Origin of the sequence: Roseibium sp. (assembly GCF_048260565.1) — a bacterium.
Lineage (GTDB): Bacteria > Pseudomonadota > Alphaproteobacteria > Rhizobiales > Stappiaceae > Roseibium.
In genome coordinates this window covers 103,886-125,103 of record NZ_JBLXGP010000005.1, presented here as the reverse complement: position 1 = coordinate 125,103, position 21,218 = coordinate 103,886, and the positions used below count along the sequence as shown (strand labels likewise).

General features: G+C 61.6%; 21 protein-coding genes, 1 other RNA gene and 1 pseudogene. 22 read left to right on the top strand and 1 reads right to left on the bottom strand.

Features of this window, described 5'->3' with window-relative positions:
* The first annotated feature begins 427 nt into the window (after window positions 1-427).
* From ACN0SO_RS13360 to ACN0SO_RS13335, 6 genes are all read left to right on the top strand, one after another.
* The gene (locus ACN0SO_RS13360) at window positions 428-724 is read left to right on the top strand and encodes a DUF4164 domain-containing protein (protein ID WP_394713499.1); all 297 of its coding nucleotides are present in this window, start codon (window positions 428-430) and stop codon (window positions 722-724) included.
* Between the two features lie 6 nt (window positions 725-730).
* The gene (locus ACN0SO_RS13355; RefSeq protein ID WP_417678440.1) at window positions 731-1,102 is read left to right on the top strand and encodes a cell division protein ZapA; all 372 of its coding nucleotides are present in this window, start codon (window positions 731-733) and stop codon (window positions 1,100-1,102) included.
* A 96-nt stretch (window positions 1,103-1,198) separates the two neighbouring features.
* Window positions 1,199-1,356, top strand: a non-coding RNA gene (ssrS, locus tag ACN0SO_RS13350) — 6S RNA.
* 39 nt (window positions 1,357-1,395) lie between these two features.
* A complete protein-coding gene (locus ACN0SO_RS13345; RefSeq protein ID WP_417678438.1) occupies window positions 1,396-1,989 on the top strand; it encodes a 5-formyltetrahydrofolate cyclo-ligase in 594 nt (197 codons plus the stop codon).
* Between the two features lie 18 nt (window positions 1,990-2,007).
* Window positions 2,008-2,832 (top strand): TIGR00282 family metallophosphoesterase, encoded by an 825-nt coding sequence (locus tag ACN0SO_RS13340; protein WP_417678436.1) that lies wholly within the window; start codon window positions 2,008-2,010, stop codon window positions 2,830-2,832.
* A 108-nt stretch (window positions 2,833-2,940) separates the two neighbouring features.
* Window positions 2,941-3,684, top strand: coding sequence for a YebC/PmpR family DNA-binding transcriptional regulator (locus ACN0SO_RS13335; RefSeq protein WP_417678434.1), 744 nt, complete (start codon window positions 2,941-2,943; stop codon window positions 3,682-3,684).
* A 53-nt stretch (window positions 3,685-3,737) separates the two neighbouring features.
* Here the strand turns inward: ACN0SO_RS13335 and ACN0SO_RS13330 are convergent, their stop codons facing one another.
* The gene (locus tag ACN0SO_RS13330) at window positions 3,738-4,487 is read right to left on the bottom strand and encodes a sulfite exporter TauE/SafE family protein (RefSeq protein ID WP_417678432.1); all 750 of its coding nucleotides are present in this window, start codon (window positions 4,485-4,487) and stop codon (window positions 3,738-3,740) included.
* Between the two features lie 114 nt (window positions 4,488-4,601).
* Between ACN0SO_RS13330 and ruvC the strand changes: the two genes are divergently transcribed.
* The 16 genes and pseudogenes from ruvC to ACN0SO_RS13250 form a co-directional block, all read left to right on the top strand.
* Window positions 4,602-5,117, top strand: a complete 516-nt coding sequence (gene ruvC / locus ACN0SO_RS13325; protein ID WP_417678430.1) for a crossover junction endodeoxyribonuclease RuvC — start codon at window positions 4,602-4,604, stop codon at window positions 5,115-5,117.
* Entirely contained in the window at window positions 5,114-5,731 is a 618-nt protein-coding gene (gene ruvA / locus ACN0SO_RS13320) for a Holliday junction branch migration protein RuvA (RefSeq protein WP_417678428.1), read from the top strand. The genes ruvC and ruvA overlap by 4 nt, the downstream gene beginning before the upstream one ends.
* Complete coding sequence (locus ACN0SO_RS13315; RefSeq protein WP_417678426.1) at window positions 5,728-5,970, top strand: endonuclease; 243 nt, start codon at window positions 5,728-5,730, stop codon at window positions 5,968-5,970. The genes ruvA and ACN0SO_RS13315 overlap by 4 nt, the downstream gene beginning before the upstream one ends.
* On the top strand, window positions 5,963-7,009 hold the full coding sequence (gene ruvB, locus ACN0SO_RS13310) for a Holliday junction branch migration DNA helicase RuvB (RefSeq protein ID WP_417678424.1): 1,047 nt from the start codon (window positions 5,963-5,965) through the stop codon (window positions 7,007-7,009). The genes ACN0SO_RS13315 and ruvB overlap by 8 nt, the downstream gene beginning before the upstream one ends.
* A gap of 85 nt (window positions 7,010-7,094) precedes the next feature.
* A complete protein-coding gene (locus ACN0SO_RS13305) occupies window positions 7,095-9,212 on the top strand; it encodes a methyl-accepting chemotaxis protein (RefSeq protein WP_417678422.1) in 2,118 nt (705 codons plus the stop codon).
* A 136-nt stretch (window positions 9,213-9,348) separates the two neighbouring features.
* Window positions 9,349-9,792, top strand: coding sequence for a tol-pal system-associated acyl-CoA thioesterase (ybgC, locus tag ACN0SO_RS13300; protein WP_417678420.1), 444 nt, complete (start codon window positions 9,349-9,351; stop codon window positions 9,790-9,792).
* Between the two features lie 249 nt (window positions 9,793-10,041).
* The gene (gene tolQ / locus ACN0SO_RS13295; RefSeq protein ID WP_417678418.1) at window positions 10,042-10,749 is read left to right on the top strand and encodes a protein TolQ; all 708 of its coding nucleotides are present in this window, start codon (window positions 10,042-10,044) and stop codon (window positions 10,747-10,749) included.
* Window positions 10,750-10,752: 3 nt separating this feature from the next.
* Window positions 10,753-11,205 carry a protein TolR gene (tolR, locus tag ACN0SO_RS13290; protein WP_417678416.1) on the top strand — a complete coding sequence of 151 codons (453 nt, stop codon included), beginning with the start codon at window positions 10,753-10,755 and terminating at the stop codon, window positions 11,203-11,205.
* Window positions 11,206-11,212: 7 nt separating this feature from the next.
* Window positions 11,213-12,154, top strand: coding sequence for a cell envelope biogenesis protein TolA (locus tag ACN0SO_RS13285; protein WP_417678414.1), 942 nt, complete (start codon window positions 11,213-11,215; stop codon window positions 12,152-12,154).
* A gap of 100 nt (window positions 12,155-12,254) precedes the next feature.
* Window positions 12,255-13,550 carry a Tol-Pal system beta propeller repeat protein TolB gene (gene tolB / locus ACN0SO_RS13280; RefSeq protein WP_417678780.1) on the top strand — a complete coding sequence of 432 codons (1,296 nt, stop codon included), beginning with the start codon at window positions 12,255-12,257 and terminating at the stop codon, window positions 13,548-13,550.
* A gap of 136 nt (window positions 13,551-13,686) precedes the next feature.
* Window positions 13,687-14,172 carry a peptidoglycan-associated lipoprotein Pal gene (pal, locus tag ACN0SO_RS13275; RefSeq protein ID WP_346892122.1) on the top strand — a complete coding sequence of 162 codons (486 nt, stop codon included), beginning with the start codon at window positions 13,687-13,689 and terminating at the stop codon, window positions 14,170-14,172.
* 184 nt (window positions 14,173-14,356) lie between these two features.
* Entirely contained in the window at window positions 14,357-15,340 is a 984-nt protein-coding gene (ybgF, locus tag ACN0SO_RS13270; protein ID WP_417678411.1) for a tol-pal system protein YbgF, read from the top strand.
* Complete coding sequence (gene tilS, locus ACN0SO_RS13265; protein ID WP_417678409.1) at window positions 15,324-16,694, top strand: tRNA lysidine(34) synthetase TilS; 1,371 nt, start codon at window positions 15,324-15,326, stop codon at window positions 16,692-16,694. The genes ybgF and tilS overlap by 17 nt, the downstream gene beginning before the upstream one ends.
* Before the next feature lie 168 nt (window positions 16,695-16,862).
* Complete coding sequence (gene ftsH, locus ACN0SO_RS13260) at window positions 16,863-18,785, top strand: ATP-dependent zinc metalloprotease FtsH (protein ID WP_417678407.1); 1,923 nt, start codon at window positions 16,863-16,865, stop codon at window positions 18,783-18,785.
* 149 nt (window positions 18,786-18,934) lie between these two features.
* Entirely contained in the window at window positions 18,935-20,278 is a 1,344-nt protein-coding gene (gene glmM / locus ACN0SO_RS13255; RefSeq protein WP_417678405.1) for a phosphoglucosamine mutase, read from the top strand.
* A gap of 230 nt (window positions 20,279-20,508) precedes the next feature.
* A pseudogene (locus ACN0SO_RS13250) lies at window positions 20,509-21,195 on the top strand (outer membrane protein); the annotation flags it as partial.
* Window positions 21,196-21,218: the final 23 nt, after the last annotated feature.

Genomic DNA, 21,218 nt, shown 5'->3' with positions numbered 1-21,218 from the left:
CCGGATGAATTCGTGGGGCCTTTTCGGATTCGTTCCAGGCGCCGCACCAGGTCCTGCCGGCAGGGTGCAGCAGGTGTTTTCGGGGCGCCGGATCGAAAGGCGCCCGACAAATATCAGGAACCCTGCGCGAGTCAATAAACGGCGGGCGCGAATAAACGGCAGAATGCGGGGAAGCGGTATGCAAAGGGAATTGAGGATTCTGACAACCGCGGCATTGACTGGGTTATGGCCGGGTGCCTAATCTTCTGACCGGGATCGGGCGTGACGGGACCCTTGCCAATGGTCTCAGAGGATTGTGCCTGCTTGCTCGCAAGGAACTTGAACCATTGAGTGTTATGGATGCGGCCTTAATTTCGACCATAACTCTTTCATTGTGGATGCATGATGCCGCGCCGGTAAATTGCAGGCGCATGTGAGAGAGATTGAAATGCCGGATACGGGATCACAGGCAGGTGGAGCAATCGAATCCGCCCTGCAGCGTCTTGAAAAGGCGCTGGGCGGGCTTGAGGTTTCCATACAACGCCGGATCGATGCGGACCGGTCGCTCAATGCATTGCAGGAAGACCTGCAGCGGCTGGGGGAGGATCGGTCCCATCTCGCCGCCGGCCTGGACAAAGCCGAGGCCCGGGCCGCCCGTCTCGAAGATGCGAACCGTGACGTTTCCCGCCGTCTTGTCTCGGCGATGGAATCGATCCGGACCGTGCTCGATGCGCATGGAGGCTGACCGGGGATGGCGCAAATCAATGTGACCATCAATGGCCGCTCGTTCCGCATGGCCTGCGACGACGGCGAAGAGGATAGGCTCCTCGGCCTCGCGGAACGTTTCGACGGCTGGATCAACGAATTGCGCGGTGCTTTCGGCGAAATCGGCGATCAGCGCCTGACGGTCATGGCCGGGATCATGGCCACGGATCAGCTCGTGGAACTGGAAAAGAAAGTCGCCCGCCTCGAGGAGGAACTTGCGACCGTCCGGGATGCCGGCAGCGTGGCCCGCGAGGCGCTCGACCGGCGGGAAGCAGAAACCGCTTCCGCGATCGCAACGGCCGCACAGAAGATCGAGGTTCTCGCCGAGAGCCTGACCAGGAGCCTGAAGGCCGACTAAGCGGTTCGGCTACCGGCGCGATCCGTTTCCATCCATTTTGAAATCCGATGCTCCACCGGGCTGGTATTGTCCGGTTGCCACCGCTATATGGAGAAGGCGTGGCTGCACGATCCGTCAGGAAACACTATCCCCGGGGCCTTACGCATTCCTTAGGGAGCTGTCACTGCTTCGGTCCGTGGACTGTGGCATCACGGCGCCCACCTACTCTGTAGGTTCTCCGGGATTGCATATTCCAACGATCGCGCGGCTACGTCCGTATTCGACAACAGCCTGCAACCTTCCGCTCACGTTTCATGACGCAGACCGAGAACTCCCTGGCCGCCGAGAAGGACGTCCTGCGCAGGCAGGCGCTTGCCAGGCGTGCCGCAATGGAGCCGACCCGCCGGATCGAGCTGTCGCTTGCCCTGGTCGATGCCGTCGACAGCCTGCCTATCCCCGAGGGCGCCGTCGTCTCCGGCTTCTGGCCGATCCGGGACGAGATCGATCCGCGACCGCTGCTCGACCGGCTGCGGGCAAAGGGGCATCGTTTGTGTCTGCCGGTGGTGAGCAAGCCGCATCTGATCTTCCGTGAGCTGACCCGGGAGACCGTCCTGGTGCCGGCCGGGTTCGGGACCACGGTGCCGGATGCCGCCTCGCCGGAGTTGAGGCCCGATGTCCTGCTGATGCCGCTTGCGGCCTTCGACAAGGCCGGTAACCGGATCGGCTACGGCAAAGGTCACTACGATACCGCGATCGCCGCGCTGGAAAAGAACGGACCGTTGACCTGCATCGGACTTGCGTTTCAGACGCAGGAAGTCGACCATGTACCGGCCGAACCCCATGACAAACCCCTGGATGGCATCCTGACCGAGAACGGCTACCGGTCTTTTTCGCACATCTGGTCGTGAACCCCTCAGCGAGGCAGAATGAGGCTTTTATTTCTCGGCGATCTTGTCGGCCGGACCGGGCGAACCGCCGTTATCGAGCAGCTTCCGGGCATGGTCGAGGATCACCGGCTCGATTTCGTCGTCGTCAACGGCGAGAATTCCGCTTCCGGATTCGGGATTACAGAGGCGATCCTGCAGGATGTCCTGGATGCCGGCGCCGATGTGGTCACCACCGGCAATCATGTCTGGGACCAGCGCGATACGCTTGTCTATATCGAGCGGCAGGACCGGCTGCTCAGGCCGGTGAATTTTCCTTCCGGCACGCCGGGCCGGGGGGCGCATCTCTATACCGCGCGCAACGGTGCCCAGGTGATGGTCGCAAACGTCATGGGCCGGATTTACATGGACGCGCTGGACGATCCCTTCAACGCCATCGACCGGGTGGTGAACGATTGTCCCCTCGGTCAGGTCGCCGATGCGATCATCATCGACGTCCACGCCGAAGCCACCAGCGAGAAACAGGCCATCGGCCATTTTCTTGACGGCCGGGTCAGTCTCGTCGTCGGCACCCATACCCATGTGCCGACCGCCGATCACCAGATCCTGGAAGGCGGCACCGCCTATCTGTCGGATGCGGGCATGTGCGGCGCCTATGACAGCGTGCTCGGCATGGACAAGGAAGAGCCGGTCAACCGCTTCCTGCGCAAGATCCCCGGCGGCCGGTTCACACCCGCTTCGGGCGAGGCGACGATCTGCGGCGTGGCCATTGAAACCGACGATGCCACCGGACTGGCAACGGCCATTGCTCCAGTGCGGATCGGCGGCCGGCTGGAGCCGGTGCTGCCGCCGTTCTGGCAGAGCTGAACCGCTGCGAACCGGCCTGCCTGATGCGTCCGCTGGATTTTACCGGCGGCTTTGCCTATAAGCGGGCCAGCTTTCTGAAATCGTATCCGCACAAAGCCGAGAAGAGCCATGGCAGGACATTCAAAATTCAAGAACATCATGCATCGCAAGGGCCGTCAGGATGCGATGCGCTCCAAGATGTTTTCCAAGCTGTCTAAGGAAATCACCGTCGCAGCCAAGATGGGCGATCCCGATCCGGACGCAAACCCGCGCCTGCGTCTGGCGGTCCAGAACGCCAAGGCCCAGTCCATGCCCAAGGACAATATCCAGCGGGCGATCAACAAGTCCCAGGCCGGCGACAGCGAGAACTACGAAGAGATCCGCTATGAAGGCTACGGCCCGGCAGGCGTTGCCGTCGTGGTCGAGGCGCTGACCGACAACCGCAACCGGTCCGCATCCAACATCCGCTCCTATTTCACCAAATGCGGCGGGTCGCTCGGGGAAACCGGCTCGGTCTCCTTCATGTTCGACCGTGTCGGCGAGATCGTCTACAAGCCGGAAGCCGGCGAGGCCGACGCGGTTCTGGAAGCGGCGATCGAGGCGGGCGCGGAAGACGTCCAGTCCGACGAGACCGGCCACACGATCTACACCGCCTTTGAAGATCTGAACGATGTGTCCGCAGCTCTGGAAGGCAACCTGGGCGAGGCCGATTCGGTCAAGATCATCTGGAAGCCGCAGAACCTGACACCGGTCGATGCGGACAAGGCGCAGACGCTGATGAAGCTGATCGACATGCTCGAAGACGATGACGACGTGCAGAACGTCTATGCGAACTTCGACATCGACGACGAGACAATGGCCGCGCTCGCCTGAGGCGCGTTTCAATCACGGAATTGAAAGCAGGGCTTCGGCCCTGCTTTTTTGTTTTACCGAAGGATGCCGTCGAGCAAAGGCATGCTGGTGGCGGCCGCCAGCGCGATTAGGCCATAGGCGGTGACCCGGTAGTACTTCGGGTCGGCCTTGCCGAAGCCGCGAGAGCCCAGGAAGATCCCCAGGGCATAGGTCGGGATACCGGCGATGATCAGACGTCCGACTTCCGCGGTGAAAAAGCCGTTGAGGGCAAAGGCGAAAATCGTGCCGATGCTGGCGAGCGTGAAATAGACGATCAGGTTGGCCCGGACGATCGCCGGTTCCTTGGCGCTCGACAGCCAGAAAGCGACCACCGGCGGTCCCGACACCTGGCTGACGCCGCCCAGGATTCCGGAGGTCGCGCCGATACCCAAGGACACGGGAATGCTCGGCTTGCCGTGATAGCGCCAGCCGGAAATCAGGAGCAGCAGAACCCCGGTCACGATGGCGAAGATCAGCCAGCGCAGCAGGAGGACGTCCGTATTCGCCAGGAACCACGCGCCGACATGTACGAAGATGACCGAGGCGATGACCGCCGGCAGAACCGTGTGCCAGTCGCATAACCGCAGCGCGCGGAAGACCAGGGGCAGCCCGATGAAGAAATCCAGGAAAAGAAAGCTGGCGGCGGCCGTCGGCGGATAGACCACGCTCGTGGCGACGGGCATGAAGATCATCGCGGCGCCGAAACCGGAAAATCCACGGACCGCACCGGCAATGAAAAGGATGCAGGCAAGGAAGGCCAGAAGCCCTGGCGTGAATGAACCCAATAAATCCTGCATGGCTGCCTAAGTGGTCGAAGAAAGTTGAAAAAGACGGGGTCTTACTGCCTAAAGTCCGCTTTAACTGGCGTCAACGCAGAAGTTTTGTTACCGCTTTGTTCCATGACACATCCGATTCGAGTTCTCGGCATCGACCCGGGTTTGCGGCGGACGGGCTGGGGCGTGATCGAGGCGCTCGGCAACCGGCTGACCTTCGTCGCTTCCGGTACGGTGACCTCCGACAACAAAAAGGGCCTCGCCGAGCGGCTGGTGCAGCTTCATGACGGGCTCGCCCGGATCGTGGAACTGCAGGCCCCGGCCGAGGCGGCCGTGGAGCATACGTTCGTCAACAAGGATGCCGGAGCGACGCTGAAACTCGGCCAGGCGCGCGGCATCGCGCTGCTGGTTCCCGCCCTTGCAGGCATCAGTGTTGCCGAATATGCGCCGAACCTGGTGAAGAAGACCGTGGTCGGAACGGGACACGCGGAAAAGGAGCAGATCCGGGCAATGGTCAAGGTTTTGATGCCGCGCGCGGTGTTCGATACGGACGATGCGGCCGATGCCCTGGCGATTGCGATCTGCCACGCGCATCACAGGGGCGCGCCGGCGGCACGGCTGGCGCAGATGGGGGCCGCATGATCGGAAAACTGAAGGGTGTGATCGATAGCTACGGGGAGGACTATGTCATCCTCGACGTGCACGGGGTCGGTTACCAGGTGCACTGTCCCTCGCGCATCCTGCAGGTGTTGCCGCGGCCAGGCGAAGCCGCCGTCCTTTCCATCGAAACCCTGGTGCGCGAAGACATGATCCGTCTTTACGGTTTTTCCGAGGACGGGGAGCGGGAGTGGTTCCGCCTGCTGATGACCGTCCAGGGCGTGGGGGCCAAGGTGGCGCTCGCGATTCTCGGGATCCTGAAGGCCGGTGAAATCGCCAACGCCATTGCCCTTGGCGACAAGGCGACCATTTCGCGCGCGCCTGGCGTCGGCAAGCGCGTGGCGGAGCGGATCCTGGCCGAGCTCAAGGACAAGGCGCCGGCCTTTGCCAGCGTCGACAGCGAGACCATCGCGGTTTCGCAGACGGTCGCCGAAAACGTCGCCGCCCGTCCGGTGGCGGAGGCGGTTTCCGCGCTTACCAATCTCGGCTACGGCCAGCCGCAGGCGAGCGCCGCGGTCGCAAGGGCGATGAAATCGGCCGGTGAGGATGCCACAACCGAGACCCTGATCCGCCTGGGACTGAAGGAGCTCGCCGGATGAACGTCGCCATCTTTGCGGTTATCGCAGTCGTCTTCTTCGTCCTCGGCCTCGGCGGGATGATGTACATCGACCACAAATTCGCGCTTTCGGTCGACGGCCGGGACTATGCGATCGAAGGCCGGAAGATCAAATCCGATGACCCCTACGTGGTCAGACAGTACAGGAAATTCTTTGCCTTCAGGGTCGCCTACTCGGTCCTGCTCCTGGTCCTGCTGATCCTGGTGACCGCCAATGTCTGAGGACAGCCGCATCGTAACGCCTGAAGTCCGCGGCGACGAAATCGACAGCACCATGCGTCCGCAGGTGCTTGACGATTTCGTCGGCCAGGCCCAGGCGCGGGCGAACCTGAAGGTCTTCATCGGAGCCGCCAAGGCGCGCAGCGAGGCGCTGGACCATGTGCTTTTCGTCGGGCCTCCCGGGCTCGGCAAGACCACCCTGGCGCAGATCATGGCCCGTGAGCTCGGTGTCAATTTCCGCGCCACATCCGGTCCGGTGATCGCAAAGGCGGGCGATCTGGCTGCACTCCTGACCAACCTTGAAGAGCGCGACGTGCTCTTCATCGACGAAATTCACCGGCTTAATCCGGCGGTCGAGGAGGTGCTCTATCCGGCAATGGAGGATTACCAGCTCGACCTGATCATCGGCGAAGGGCCGGCGGCCCGCTCGGTCAAGATCGACCTGGCGAAATTCACCCTGGTCGCGGCGACCACGCGCCTTGGGTTGTTGACGACGCCGCTGAGAGACCGGTTCGGGATTCCGGTGCGGCTGGAGTTCTATACGGTCCAGGAGCTGGAACACATCGTCAATCGCGGCGCGCGGATCCTGGGGATCGGCATGGCGCCGGATGGCGCCCACGAAATCGCCAAACGATCCCGCGGCACGCCCCGGATCGCCGGCCGCCTGTTGCGCCGCGTGCGCGACTTTGCGGTCGTCGCGGGCCTGGACACGGTCGATCGCGTTATGGCCGACCGGGCTCTTTCCCAGCTGGAAGTGGACAATGCCGGCCTCGACAGTCTCGACCGGCGTTACCTCAACCAGATCGCCCTGAATTTCGGGGGAGGGCCGGTCGGTATCGAGACCATTGCGGCTGCCCTTTCGGAGCCGCGCGATGCGATCGAGGAAATCGTCGAGCCCTATCTCATTCAAAACGGCTTCCTGCAGCGCACGCCGCGCGGTCGTGTCCTGACGCCGCAGGCTTTCCGTCATCTGGGGCTGCAAGTGCCGCAACGGCAGGATGCGCCTCAACTGGGCCTGTTTGTCGATCCGGACGGGAAATAGAGATCTGTATCGCGAATAATCCTTAGTTCTTAAGGGTTTGTTTGCGAACTTCCGCAAATTATCCCCCATCTCTATGGGGGGACGGATGATTCGTAAGCGCCTATCCACAAAACTCGCCTTGATGTTCCTTGCCGGAACAACAGTCATGTGTCTGGCGATCGTGCTGGTCACGTCCAACCTTGCCAGCGGTGTCGCGAACACCCAGGCCAACGCCGCGCTCAAGAGCGCGACGCTCGGCAAGCAGAAGACGCTGGAACTGGCGCTCGAGCAGGTCCGCGACAGCGCGGGCTTTTTCGTCTCCCTCGAAGATGCAAAGGACGCGCTCCTGAAGGCCAATGCCGGCTGGAAAAGCCTGGAGGACGGCGAGAAACAGGACCTGCGCAAATTCTTCGTCGACGACAATCCGAACCCGGCCGATCAGAGGCATCTTCTGGTGACCCCCGAGGGCGCGGACAACTACTACATCACCAACCACGAGATCGTACATCAGGCGTTCAAGAAGATCGTGAACCAGGGCCTGTTCGGCGATATCGCGCTGATGAGTCCGGACGGGGATTTCGTCTATTCCTACAACAAGGGATCCGAATTCGCCCGTAACATCGTCGCACCGGAACTGGCGCAGAACACGTTCAAGCTGGCTCTCGATCAGGTCATGAAAGCGGCCGGCGACGAAACGCTGAAGCCGGGAACCATGTACAGCTCCGGTTTTGTGGTGTCGGACGCCGGCAAGGTCGCCCTCGTGATTGCCGCTCCGATCTATTACATGGACCGCTACTTCGGCGCGGTCGGCCTGTCGGTCAACATGAACCGCTTTGCCGCGCTGCTGAACGAGCCGACCGGGATCGGCGAGCATGAATCGAATTTTCTCGTCGACAGCGCGGGCACGGCCATCGAACTCGGTGCCGACGGCAGCGCGCTTCGCAAATTTCAGCTTGCAGATGTGCAGGACGGTCCGGACCTGCTGTCGCTCGACGATACGCTCTACCGTTTCTTCCGCTCCGAAGCGCAGGTTCATGACAAGACTTACGGCGTGATCGAGGCCGTTCCGCAGACCGAACTTACGGCAGCGGCCAGCAAGATTACCTATGGCGTGATTTTGGTGGGCATCCTGTGCATGCTGCCGATCGTCGGCCTGATCTGGTGGCTGACCGTGCGCATGTTCGCACCTCTCAACACGCTGAATTCCGCTGCCCGCAGGATCGCGGACGGTGAGCTTGAGGTCGATATCGACGCCACCGAGCGCGGCGACGAGATCGGCGACATGGCGCGGTGCATCGCGATCTTCAAGGAGAATTCCATCGAAAGGGAGCGGCTTGCCGAAGAACGCAAGGTCGGTCATGTCGCTCGTGAGGAGCGTGAACAGCGGATCGATTCGCTGATCAGCGGATTCCGAGCCGAGGCGCAGCAGGTGTTGGCCGTGGTGGAGGATAACATCCGCCGGGTCGATGACCTGTCCAATGTGCTCAGCGACCGGTCTGCAGCGGCGGCCGAACGCGGCGCCGGGGCGGTGAGTGATTCCGAGAACGCCTCCGCCAACGTGCAGGCGGTCGCTTCGGCGACGGAAGAACTCAACGCCTCGATTGCCGAGATCTCCCGGCAGGTGGCAACCACCGCGGAGATCGTCGGTCAGACCACGACGAGCGCACAGACCTCCAATCAGAAGATCGAGGGCCTTGCCGAGGCGGCCAACAAGATCGGCGATGTGGTGTCGCTGATTTCGGAAATCGCCGAGCAGACCAACCTGCTCGCCCTGAACGCAACCATCGAGGCGGCGCGGGCCGGGGAAGCCGGGCGCGGATTTGCGGTCGTGGCGTCCGAAGTCAAGTCGCTGGCGGAGCAGACCGCCAAGGCGACCGAAGAAATTTCGGCCCAGATTTCGGCGATTCAGGCATCGACCACCGATGCCGTTCAGGAAATCCAGAACGTTTCGAGCTCGATCGAGGAAGTGAACAACTACACGACGACCATTTCCTCGGCGGTCCAGCAGCAGGGATCGGCAACATCCGAAATCTCGCAGAACGTGACGGAAGCGGCCGGTGGAACGCGCAACGTGTCCGAAGCCGTTGCCTCACTGAACGATGATGTGGTGGAAAACTCCAGATCGGTCGAGCAGATGCGCGAAGCGACGCTGGAGATGAAGCAGCAGGCAGAACAGCTCAGGAAGTCGGTCGAGAGCTTCCTGGCCGAGGTCGCCGCCGCCTGATCAGGTTCAACGACAAAACCGAAGGCTCCGCCGGCTCTGGTCCGTTGCGAGGCCTTCTGCCATTTGGGCCCCGTTGCATGTACTTTGTCACGTGGAACCTGTTTCATGTGCCCTGATATTGAGTTTGGAGACTGCGGTGACCACCTGGCCCGATCTTGCCGGCCGTCTTGACGACGGCGTTCATGTGCTGCCGGTCCGCGTCTATTATGAGGACACGGATTTCACCGGCATCGTCTATCATGGCGCCTTTGTGCGCTTTTTCGAGCGGGGCCGTTCCGATTTTCTGCGTCTTGCCGGCATTCATCACGCGCAACTCAAGGCGGGGGAAACCGGGCAATCTCTGGCCTTTGCCGTGCGGACCATGAACATGGACTTTCGCAAGCCTGCGACGATTGACGACGTTCTGGAAGTCCGGACACGGCTTTCGGAACTGAAGGGCGCGCGTATCGTCCTCGATCAGGAGATCTGCCGCGGCGAAGACCTGCTGGTTGCCGCACATGTGGTGGTCGCCGTCATTACCGCCGACGGCAAACCCACGCGTCTGCCGGCAGATCTGGCACGTCGCCTCGGCGGGCTCTGATATTTTCGATCTCGAAGGCGGTCACTTTTTCCGGAGTCGGGGAAATATTTTGAGATTCGCCCAAAGCATTAATTGGGCGGTAACCTTAATTGATTCCTTTGTTCTTCAGGCAAAGTCTTTGACAAAGTCGAAGTTTCGCCAAAATCAGCGGTCAGAGAGGCTCTGAGCGGCGGTCCGGCAACGTCACGCAACCCATGCTCCGAAAGCCAGGGCTCTGGCAAATTACACGACCAAGAGGTCTTACGTTTCATGAATGAACTTGTTCAGTCGACGCTGGCGACTCCAGATGGCGGTATTTCGTTTTTTGCACTTTTCTGGCAGGCACATATTGTCGTGAAGATCGTGATGATCGGCCTGATCGGCGCCTCTGTCTGGTGCTGGGCGATCATCCTGGACAAGTTCCTGCTGATGGGGCGGACCAAGCGCCAGATGAACCGGTTCGAGACCGTGTTCTGGTCCGGGCAGTCTCTGGAAGAGCTTTACGGCACCCTGCATCACAGGACCAACCATTCCATGGCCGCCCTTTTCGTCGCCGCGATGCGGGAATGGAAACGCAGCCATGAGGGGGCAAAGCCCGCCATCGGCAGCCTTCAGCAGCGGATCGACCGGGTGATGGACGTCACCATCCAGCGCGAGGGCGAACGTCTTGAGAGCCGCCTTCTGGTTCTGGCAACCGTCGGTTCCGCTGCGCCGTTCATCGGCCTGTTCGGAACGGTGTGGGGGATCATGACCGCTTTCCAGGCGATCGCCGCTTCGGAGAGCACCAACCTTGCCGTCGTTGCACCGGGTATCGCGGAAGCCCTGTTTGCCACGGCACTGGGTCTTCTGGCCGCCATTCCGGCCGTGATTGCCTACAACAAGTTTTCCGCGGATGTCGGCAAGGCGGTCGCCCGCATGGAAGGGTTCGCAGACGAGTTTTCCGCCATCCTTTCCCGCCAGATCGACGAAAGGTCGTAAGCCATGGGCATGCAGGTGGGATCGGGTCAGGGAGCGGGCGGCGGCCGTCGTCGGCGTCGTCGGCGTCATGCGCCCATGAGCGAAATCAACGTTACGCCCATGGTGGACGTGATGCTGGTGCTCCTGATCATTTTCATGGTGGCCGCTCCGCTTCTGACGGTGGGGGTGCCGATCGATCTGCCTGAAACCAAGGCCAAGGCCCTGGAAGGCGATACGGAGCCGATAACGATCTCCGTCACTGCGTCCGGCCAGATCTTCATTCAGGACACGGAAATCGCCATCGACGAAGTCGTGCCGAAACTCGAGGCCATTGCCAAGAACGGTTACGACGAGCGCATCTACGTGCGCGGTGATCAACACTCTGACTACGGCACCATGATGAAGATCATGGGCCGGATCAATGCCGCCGGGTTCAAGCGGCTCGGCCTCGTAACGCTCGACGAAAAGGGCTCGTAACTCAGTTATGCGCGTTGGCCTCATCGCGTCTTTGGCCGGTCATACGGCCGTTCTACTCTGGGGTTTGATCGCCTTTCCGGACGCGGGAAGCTTTACGACACCTCCTGTCGATTCCCTTCCCGTCGAGTTGGTGCCGGTGGAAGACATCACCCGCCTGCAGAAAGGCGAAAAGGATGCGGAAGTCCGGGAGGTTGCCGCCGTAAAGCCGTCCGAAACGCCGAAAGAAAAACCTGCAGAGCCGACGGAAAAACCGGATCAGCCCGCAGTGGCGCAGCCGACACCGCCGACACCGGAACCCGCGCCGGCCCCGGAACCGACCCCGGAACCGGCACCTCCTGCCGAACCCGAACCCGCGCCGGCCCCCGAGCCTGCTCCTGAACCGGAGCCGGAACCAGCTCCGGCGGAGAAAGCTCCGGAGCCGGCCCCGGAGGCGGCGGCGCCCGAGCCGATCCGGACCAATGTCGTGCCGAGGACAAAGCCGAAGCCGCCGCGTCCGACGCAGACGGCGGAGAAGCCGAAGGAAAAGGACTTCAAGCCCAATGAAATCGCGGCCCTGCTCAACAAGGTGGAACCCACGGGAGGCGGATCGACATCCCAGGACCCCGCGTCCCTTGGCAGCCGTCTGAGCCAGGACACCAATGTGAATATGAGCCAATCGGAGCTTGATGCGCTCAGGGGGCAGATCGCAAGATGCTGGAGCCCGCCGGTTGGCGCCGTCGGCGCGGAAGATCTGAAGGTTCGCGTCAAGTTCGGTCTGGACCGTTCCGGCCAGGTTTCGGCCAGCCCGGAAGTCCTGAACTCCAACTCGAACCCCGCGTTCCGGGCGGCGGCGAGCAGTGCCGTCCGAGCCGTTATGCGGTGCGCCCCCTATTCGTTGCCAGCATCGAAGTACGAGGCTTGGCAGGAAGTGATTATCAATTTCGACCCGCGCGAGATGATCGGCGGGTAGGATGAATTTGAGAAAGCAAGGAGCCCTTTCGCTCATGTGCGACAAGACAAAAGCAATTCGTTTCCTGCCCCGCCTGGAGGCGTTGGCAGCCGTGTGTCTCATGTCATTCGGACTGGCGGCAGGTTTCCTGACCGGTGTTCAGCCGGCGAGAGCCCTGATCGAGATCGATGTGACACAAGGTCATGTCGAGCCTCTGCCGATCGCCTTGCCGGTGTTCTCGCCCGAAGGCGGCGACGCCAAGCTTGCCGAAGAGATGACTGCCGTGATCGCGGCCGACCTGAAGCGGTCGGGCCTGTTCAAGCCCCTCGATCCGGCAAGCTTCATCCAGAAGAACATGGGCGCGAATACCCAGCCGCGCTTCGGTGATTGGCGTACCATCGGGGCTCAGGCCATGCTGGCCGGGTCGGTCGCCAAACAGGCCGATGGCCGTGTCAGGGCCGAATTCCGGCTCTGGGACGTTACCGTGTCCCAGCAGATGCTCGGGCAGCAATTCTACACGACACCGGAAAACTGGCGCCGGCTGGCGCATATCATCGCCGATGCGGTCTATGAACGGCTGACAGGCGAGAAGGGCTACTTCGACACACGGATCGTCTTCGTGGACGAGAGCGGTCCGAAGGACAAGCGGGTGAAGCGCCTGGCCATCATGGATCAGGACGGGGCCAATGTGCGTTATCTCACCCGGGGCGACGAACTGGTTCTGACTCCGCGCTTTTCGCCGACCAGCCAGGAAATCACCTACATGTCCTATGGCGGCACCGATCCGAGCGTCTATCTGCTCAACATCGAGACCGGGCAGCGGGAGATCGTCGGCAACTTCCCGGGCATGACGTTCGCGCCTCGGTTTTCGCCGGATGGGCAGCGGGTGATCATGAGCCTGGAGGAGGGCGGTAATGCCAATATCTTCTCCATGGATCTCCGCTCGCGGCGGACGACGCGCCTGACCAACACCGCCGCCATCGACACAAGTCCGTCCTATTCGCCGGACGGGAAGCGGGTGGTGTTCGAGTCCGACCGGGGCGGATCGCAACAACTTTACGTGATGAATGCCGACGGGTCGAACGCCCAGCGGATTTCCTTCGGCCCGGGCCGGTATTCCACGCCGGTGTGGTCGCCGCGCGGCGACCTGATCGCCTTCACCAAGCAGCATCAGGGCCGGTTCATGATCGGAGTGATGAGCCCCGACGGCAAGGGAGAACGCATCTTGACCGAGGGCTATCACAATGAAGGCCCGGCTTGGTCACCAAATGGCCGTGTTCTCGTGTTCTTCCGCGATACGCCGGGCGCGAATGGCGGGCCTCAGATTTGGACGGTCGATCTGACCGGCTATAACGAGCAGCGTGTTACCACGCCGTCCTTCGCATCGGATCCGTCCTGGTCGCCGCTGATCGACTAGGGGGACCGGGGCGACCGGCAGGGACAAGCTGCGGATCGATTAGGAAACTGTTAACCAGTTTTGCCAAGACGGTCTTAACCAGCTTTGGCTAGAAACTGTTCACCCTGTCGGGGCCGGTGGGGATAGGAGAACGAGAATGTTTGAATTGGGGAAGTTGGCGCGGGGCGCAAAATTCATGGCCGTGATCGGTGCCATGCTGTTCGTCGCCGCCTGCGCCCAGACACAGCCGGATGGTCTTCAGGGCAACGTGAAGCCCGGTACCGGTCAGGATTTCGTCGTCAATGTGGGTGATCGCGTGTTCTTCGAAGAAGATCAGTCGACGCTCAACGCGCAAGCCAAGGCGACCTTGGACAAGCAGGCCCAGTGGCTGAGCAGCTACTCGAAATACACCATTACCGTCGAAGGGCACGCAGATGAGCGCGGCACTCGGCAGTATAACCTTGCCCTTGGCGCGCGCCGGGCCAATGCGACCCGGGACTACCTGGTTTCCCGCGGCGTCTCCGCCTCGCGCATCAAGACGATTTCCTACGGCAAGGAGCGGCCGGTCGCCGTGTGTAACGACAACAGCTGCTGGTCGCAGAACCGGCGCGCCGTGACCGTTTTGAACAACGCATCGAGTTAACGGATCCGTATCCGTTAAGGATCGAGGCCGGGCCGTTCGCCCGGCCTCTTTCGTTTTGCCCGGAGGCCGGGGCGCGGTGTGCAAAAAAATCGGCGTTCATGCCAAATTTTGGCCGAACTCCGCGCGCCCTGTGGTATCCAGCCCTTGAGTAGGACACAGGTCCTGCACAAGACGGAGGATTGGAATGGGGAAATTGAAAGCACTGTCGGCAATCCTGGCCGCGCTGGCTTTGATCACGCTTGCCAGCCCGTCACAGGCGCAATTGTTCGGCCGCAAGAACGACAATTCGAATGTTCGGATCGACGAAATGGAAGAGCGGATGCGCGTTCTGACCGGCCATATCGAGCAGTTGTCCTACCAGGTGCGGGAATTGCAGGATCAGATCCGGCGCATGCAGGAAGACAATGAATATCGCTTCCAGCAGCTGGAAGGCGGCGGGAAGCCGGGCAAACGGTCCGATGCCGGACAGCCGGAACCGCCCGCGGGCAATCTCGCCGACAGCGTCCAGACGCTCGGCACCTTGCCGTCCGGCGGATCGGGCGACGGCGACTGGGGTGCGTCCGGCGGCTACCAGAATGGCGGTTCCAATGGCGGCGCATCCGGAGGCCTGCCCGGAAACGGACCGATCGACCTGGGCGCCCTGGCCGGCGGCCTTTCGGGCGGCCAGGGCAATGGCGGTCAGGGCAATGGCGGCCAGCCCAATGGCGGCTTGCCGCCCGTGGGCCAGGGGGACAACGGCACGGAAGCTGCCGGCAATCTCATGGCGGGCCTGGCGCCGAGCGGTGATCCCCGGGCCGATTACGACCGGGCCTACAGCTATGCGGTCAACGGAGAGTACAAGGCGGCGGAAGAGGGCTTCCGCGCCTTTCTTGACACCTATCCCGACAACCGGCTTGCCGCGAATGCCCAGTACTGGCTCGGCGAGAGCCTGCTGGCCCAACGGAGTTACCGGGAAGCGGCGGATGCCTTTCTCAAGACCTATACCGATCATCCGGACAGCGAAAAAAGCCCCGACAGCCTGTTGAAGCTCGGTCTGGCACTGAACGGCCTCGGCGAGAATGGTGCGGCCTGCGCAACCTTCTCGGAACTTCTGAACAAATACCCGAACGCGGCGCCGGCGGTTCTCGATCAGGCGCGCGACGAGCAGCGCCGTGGCAAGTGTTCCTGACCGGCCCGACGACGTTCCTGTTCTGACGCAAGACGAGGTCAAACAGCTCTTCGATCCGCTGACCGGAACCGACGCCCTTGCGCTGGGTGTTTCAGGTGGTCCGGATTCTCTTGCGCTTCTCTATCTTTTCAACGACTGGCGACTGCAAACGGGCTGGACCGGCCGGGTTCTGGTGCTGACCGTCGATCATCGGCTTCGCGACGAGAGTGCCCTGGAGGCGCGAGCCGTTTCGCGCCATTGCGAACAACTGGGCCTGGATCACCGGATCCTGGTCTGGGAAGGCGAAAAGCCGGTGTCGAACATTCAGTCGAAAGCTCGCGATGCCAGGTACCGGCTCATGGCGCAGGAAATGCGCGCCGCCAGCATCGACTGTCTCCTTCTTGCCCATCACAGGGACGATCAGGTCGAGACGTTCCTGGATCGGTTGACCCGCGGCAGCGGTGTCTACGGTCTGGGCGCCATGGCTCCCGATCAACCGAACGGCCCGCACGGGCTGCGGCTGATGCGCCCCTTGTTGGGGCTTCCCAAGGCGAGGCTCATCGGCGAACTCGCCGCGCGTAACATTTCCTGGGCCGATGATCCCTCAAACCGCAATCCGGACTACAAGCGCGTCCGGCTCAGGACCATGGCCGGGCTTCTGGCGGACGAGGGGCTTGATTCGGACCGTCTTGTCGAAACCACGCGGCGCCTGCGACGGGCGGCCGATGCCGTCGATACGTGGGTGGCAAACGTCTGGACGACGTCCGTTACCGAACATCCGGCCGGACCCCTTCGTGTGGAATTCGCGGTCCTGGCCGGGCTGCCGCAGGAGGTGCGCCTGCGACTGCTGGCGCGAATGATCCGGCGGGTGACGGGGCGCGACATGCCGTTGCGCCTTGCCAAACTGGAATTTATCGAGGAGCGCGTTCTGGCCGGAGGCGGCCAACAGACACTGTCGGGCGCGATTGTCCTTGCAAAGGGCCGTGATCTCTTCGTCTGGAGAGAGGCGGGCAGGGAACTGCCGGCACGCATCTGCCTCGCGGAGGGGGCGGAAGGGGTCTGGGACAATCGTTACAGCTACAGTCGGCAAGAGGCCGTAGGCGAGGGCGCGGACAGGACGTTCACGCTCGGTCCATTGGACCGGGAGCCCGGGACGTCCACCCTTGTCGATTGGCCTGCCGGCTGGCCGAAACCGGCTTTCACCTGTGCTCCAGCCCTGCGGGTCGATGACAGGCTGTTGTTTGTGCCCGGACTTTTTGAAGCGGACGGCGCCGGGTTTATGTCCGATGTGGAGCTTTGCCGGCTACCCGACCAGACCGCGGACATGCCCGCCAAGGAGCAAGACGGACAGGGACCAGAGGCTTGCATTTATTGACAATCTTGCAACCGAGATGCCGATGCCGAGATAAGTTCCTTAAGGAAAAAGTCAGACGCGATGCGCAAGAATGGCGCACCGCCTTGGCAGATGGGCTTCCGCGACCTATCTTGACAGGTGAGTACTAACGCCGCGCAAGTTCTTGCGTGCGGCGGTAAAGGGATCGAAATGAACGCACATTTTCGCAATTTCGCACTCTGGGTGATTATCGCACTCCTGCTGATCGCCCTGTTCCAGCTGTTTCAGAGCCCCGGGCAGCGGACGGCACCGAATGAAATCGCCTTTTCCCAGTTCCTGAATCAGGCGGAACAGGGGAACATTCAGGACGTCACCATCCAGAAGCAGAAGATCACCGGTCATTACAGCAGCGGCGGCGCATTCCAGTCCTACGCGCCGGAAGGTGCCGGGCAATATGTGGATCTGCTCCGCTCCAAGGGCGTGCTGATCAACGCGCAGCCCCCGGCGGAAGGAAACAACATCCTCGCAGCGCTGATCAACTGGTTCCCGATGCTGATCATTCTCGGGATCTGGATCTTCATCATGCGCCAGATGCAGGGTTCGGGCGGCAAGGCCATGGGCTTTGGCAAGTCCAAGGCGAAGTTGCTGACGGAAGCCCATGGCCGCGTGACCTTCGATGATGTCGCAGGCATTGACGAAGCCAAGGAAGACCTACAGGAAATCGTCGAGTTCCTGCGCGATCCGCAGAAATTCCAGCGCCTTGGCGGACGTATCCCGCGCGGTGTTCTGCTCGTCGGGCCTCCGGGAACCGGTAAGACCCTGACCGCGCGTGCGGTCGCGGGTGAGGCCAACGTGCCGTTCTTCACCATTTCCGGTTCTGATTTCGTGGAAATGTTCGTCGGTGTCGGCGCATCGCGAGTGCGTGACATGTTCGAACAGGCCAAGAAGAATGCGCCGTGCATCATCTTCATCGATGAAATCGACGCCGTCGGCCGCCACCGTGGCGCCGGTCTCGGCGGCGGCAACGATGAACGTGAACAGACGCTGAACCAGTTGCTCGTCGAGATGGACGGCTTCGAGCCGAACGAAGGCATCATCATCATCGCCGCGACCAACCGTCCGGACGTTCTCGACCCGGCGCTGCTGCGCCCGGGCCGTTTCGACCGTCAGATCGTCGTGCCGAACCCGGATGTCACCGGTCGCGAGAAGATCCTCAAGGTTCACATGCGCAAGGTTCCGCTTGCCCCGGACGTCGACGTCAAGACGCTGGCGCGCGGCACCCCGGGCTTCTCCGGCGCGGACCTGATGAACCTGGTCAACGAGGCCGCTCTTCTGGCCGCCCGCCGCTCCAAGCGGCTGGTGACCATGGCCGAGTTCGAGGATGCCAAGGACAAGGTCATGATGGGTGCGGAACGCCGTACCCTGGTGATGACCGAGGAAGAAAAGAAGCTGACCGCCTATCACGAGGCCGGCCACGCTCTGGTCGCCCTGCATCAGGAAGCATCCGATCCGATCCACAAGGCGACCATCATTCCGCGCGGACGTGCGCTGGGCATGGTGATGCGCCTGCCGGAAAAGGACCAGGTGTCCCTGACCCGGGCCAAGTGCAAGGCCGACCTTGCGGTTGCCATGGGCGGCCGCGTGGCCGAGGAAATGATCTTCGGCTACGAAAAGGTCACGTCCGGCGCCTCCGGCGATATCCAGATGGCAACCAAGCTGGCACGGGCCATGGCGACCCAGTTCGGAATGTCGGACAAGCTCGGTCCGCTGCTCTACGGCGAAAACCAGGAAGAAGTTTTCCTCGGACACTCGGTTGCCAAGAACCAGCACGTTTCCGATGAAACCCAGAAGGTGGTGGATGCGGAGATCAAGTCCTTCGTCAATCAGGGCTATGAGACCGCGAACAAGATCCTCCGCGATCATGAGGATCAGCTGCACATTATCGCGAAGGGACTTCTCGAATACGAAACGCTGTCCGGCGACGAGATCAAGGGTCTCCTCGACGGCAAGCCGCCGGTTCGCGACACCGACGACGATCAGCCGATCGGACGCTCCTCGGCCGTTCCCACTACAGGCGTCAAGCGTGGCGGAGACGAGCCGACCGGTGGAATGGAGCCGCAGCCCCAGGCCTGACCGGAACGCAAAAAGAGAAAATGCCCGGCTTTGACCGGGCATTTTTGTGTGTGGAGCGTAATACTTGCTCATAATTTTTGAACCGTTTTTTGCCATAATCCGGGATAAAAGAAGCAAAACGATAATTCTCAGACAGGCGACAAACACACATGCGCAAGTTCTTCGGCACGGACGGCATTCGCGGGCAGGCAAACACGTTCCCCATTACCGCCGAAATGGCGCTCAAGGTCGGAATGGCTGCCGGGATTGCCTTCAAGAACGGCGGCCATCGGCACCGGGTCGTGATCGGCAAGGATACCCGGCTGTCCGGTTACATGATCGAGAACGCGCTGGTTGCCGGGTTTACCTCCGTCGGCATGGACGCTTTTCTCTTAGGCCCCATGCCGACCCCTTCCGTTGCCATGCTGACTCACTCGCTTCGGGCGGATCTCGGCGTCATGATCTCCGCGTCGCATAATCCCTTCCAGGACAACGGCATCAAGTTCTTCGGCCCCGACGGGTTCAAGCTGAGCGACGCCATCGAACTGGAAATCGAGCGGATTGCGACAAGCGACATGAGTGCGCTTCTTCCCGGTCCGAAGGACCTGGGCCGCGCAAAGCGCATCGAGGGCGCCCAGCAGCGCTATATCGAATTCGCAAAGCGCACGCTGCCGCGGGAGATGAGCCTCGAAGGTCTCCGGGTTGCGATCGACTGCGCCAACGGGGCCGCTTACAAGGTCGCGCCGGAGGCCCTGTGGGAGCTGGGAGCGGACGTGATTTCGCTCGGTGTTTCGCCGGACGGGTTCAACATCAACAAGGATTGCGGCTCGACCTCCACCGATGCCCTGATCAAGAAGGTCCACGAGGTCCGGGCGGATATCGGTATTGCGCTCGACGGGGACGCGGATCGCGTGATCATCGTCGACGAGAACGGTCAGGTGGTCGACGGCGATCAGCTCATGGCCGTCGTCGCGCAGTCATGGAAGGCGAATAACCGGCTGACCGCACCGGGGATCGTGGCGACCGTCATGTCCAATCTCGGGCTGGAGCGTTATCTGCAGAGCCTCGACCTCGGCCTTGTGCGGACCAAGGTGGGCGACCGCTATGTGGTCGAACGCATGCGGGCGGACGGATACAACGTTGGCGGCGAGCAATCCGGTCATATCGTCCTGTCGGATTTCGCCACCACCGGGGACGGCCTGATCGCAGCCCTGCAGATCATGGCCTGCGTCAAGGATCAGAACCGGCCGGTGTCGGAAGTCTGCCGCCGCTTCGAACCGGTGCCGCAGTTCCTGAAAAACGTCCGCTACCAAGGCGGAGAGCCGCTGGAACAGGAAGACGTCAAATCCGCGATCCGGGATGGCGAAGGCCGTCTTGGCAAGAACGGCCGCCTTGTCATCCGCGCGTCCGGCACCGAACCGGTCATCCGTGTCATGGCGGAAGGCGACGACGCGGATCTCGTCAATCAGGTGGTCAACGATATCGCGGATTCCGTGGCCCGATCCGCGGCCTGACCAACACCAAGGATCGGTTTTATCGAAAACAGGCGTTGCCTCGCGGAAGGCAGCGCCTTTTCTTTATGAAGGGTAAACAAAAACAGGGCTGTTAAGTAATTCTTAAGGTAAAAAAACTCGGTTAATGAGTACGGTTAAGTCACCTTTAATGAATTCCGACCATTGTTGACCTGTGATTCAAGCGCGAACCGCAACCGAACGTGCGGACGGCTGAAGAAGAGGACTAGGACATGGTCATGTATTTTAAGCGATTGTCTTTGGCCGGCATCGCGGTTGTTATGTCGACTGCAGCCTTCGCTGCCGACCTTCCGGCACCGGTCATCGAACACATTCCGCAAGTTCCGGCCGTCGGTGGCTGGTACCTGCGCGGCGATATCGGCTACAAGCTTTACGGCGATCCGGACGGAAGCTTCAACGATCCGGTTGTCGGTAACTTGCGCTATCAGCGCGAAAGCATGGACAACGCCTGGATGATCGGCGTCGGTGTCGGTTACAAGTTCTCCGATCACCTGCGTGGCGACGTCACCCTGGATTACGAAACGCCGGCGCAAGCCACCGGCTATGCGGTCTGCGGCGGCTGTACCGGCGGCTTCTCCAAGGAAACCACGGACATCGATGTCTGGACCCTGATGTTGAACGGTTATTATGACATCGGCACCTGGAACAACTTCACGCCTTACGTCGGTGCCGGTATCGGTGCGGCTTACGTGAATACGAGCAACACGGTTTCGGAAAACCCGGGCGGTGTGACGACCAACTATGACGGATCGCACGGCGAATGGAACTTCGCCTGGGCTCTGATGGCCGGCGCCTCCTATGCGATGACGCCGAACTGGAGCCTCGATGCCGGGTACCGGTACAAGAATCTGGGCACGGCCAAAACGGTGAAATATTACAACACCGGATCCGGCCAGACCCGGTCCGAATTCAAGGACCTGAC

Coding starts and splice junctions, on each gene's coding strand:
- ybgF (WP_417678411.1), top strand. CDS start 14,357: ATGGGGAAATTGAAAGCACTGTCGGCAATCCTGGCCGCGCTGGCTTTG.
- ACN0SO_RS13335 (WP_417678434.1), top strand. CDS start 2,941: ATGGCAGGACATTCAAAATTCAAGAACATCATGCATCGCAAGGGCCGT.
- ACN0SO_RS13305 (WP_417678422.1), top strand. CDS start 7,095: ATGATTCGTAAGCGCCTATCCACAAAACTCGCCTTGATGTTCCTTGCC.
- ACN0SO_RS13355 (WP_417678440.1), top strand. CDS start 731: ATGGCGCAAATCAATGTGACCATCAATGGCCGCTCGTTCCGCATGGCC.
- ruvA (WP_417678428.1), top strand. CDS start 5,114: ATGATCGGAAAACTGAAGGGTGTGATCGATAGCTACGGGGAGGACTAT.
- tolR (WP_417678416.1), top strand. CDS start 10,753: ATGGGCATGCAGGTGGGATCGGGTCAGGGAGCGGGCGGCGGCCGTCGT.
- tolB (WP_417678780.1), top strand. CDS start 12,255: ATGTCATTCGGACTGGCGGCAGGTTTCCTGACCGGTGTTCAGCCGGCG.
- ruvB (WP_417678424.1), top strand. CDS start 5,963: ATGTCTGAGGACAGCCGCATCGTAACGCCTGAAGTCCGCGGCGACGAA.
- ACN0SO_RS13340 (WP_417678436.1), top strand. CDS start 2,008: ATGAGGCTTTTATTTCTCGGCGATCTTGTCGGCCGGACCGGGCGAACC.
- glmM (WP_417678405.1), top strand. CDS start 18,935: ATGCGCAAGTTCTTCGGCACGGACGGCATTCGCGGGCAGGCAAACACG.
- ACN0SO_RS13315 (WP_417678426.1), top strand. CDS start 5,728: ATGAACGTCGCCATCTTTGCGGTTATCGCAGTCGTCTTCTTCGTCCTC.
- pal (WP_346892122.1), top strand. CDS start 13,687: ATGTTTGAATTGGGGAAGTTGGCGCGGGGCGCAAAATTCATGGCCGTG.
- ACN0SO_RS13285 (WP_417678414.1), top strand. CDS start 11,213: ATGCGCGTTGGCCTCATCGCGTCTTTGGCCGGTCATACGGCCGTTCTA.
- ftsH (WP_417678407.1), top strand. CDS start 16,863: ATGAACGCACATTTTCGCAATTTCGCACTCTGGGTGATTATCGCACTC.
- ACN0SO_RS13360 (WP_394713499.1), top strand. CDS start 428: ATGCCGGATACGGGATCACAGGCAGGTGGAGCAATCGAATCCGCCCTG.
- ruvC (WP_417678430.1), top strand. CDS start 4,602: ATGACACATCCGATTCGAGTTCTCGGCATCGACCCGGGTTTGCGGCGG.
- ACN0SO_RS13345 (WP_417678438.1), top strand. CDS start 1,396: ATGACGCAGACCGAGAACTCCCTGGCCGCCGAGAAGGACGTCCTGCGC.
- tolQ (WP_417678418.1), top strand. CDS start 10,042: ATGAATGAACTTGTTCAGTCGACGCTGGCGACTCCAGATGGCGGTATT.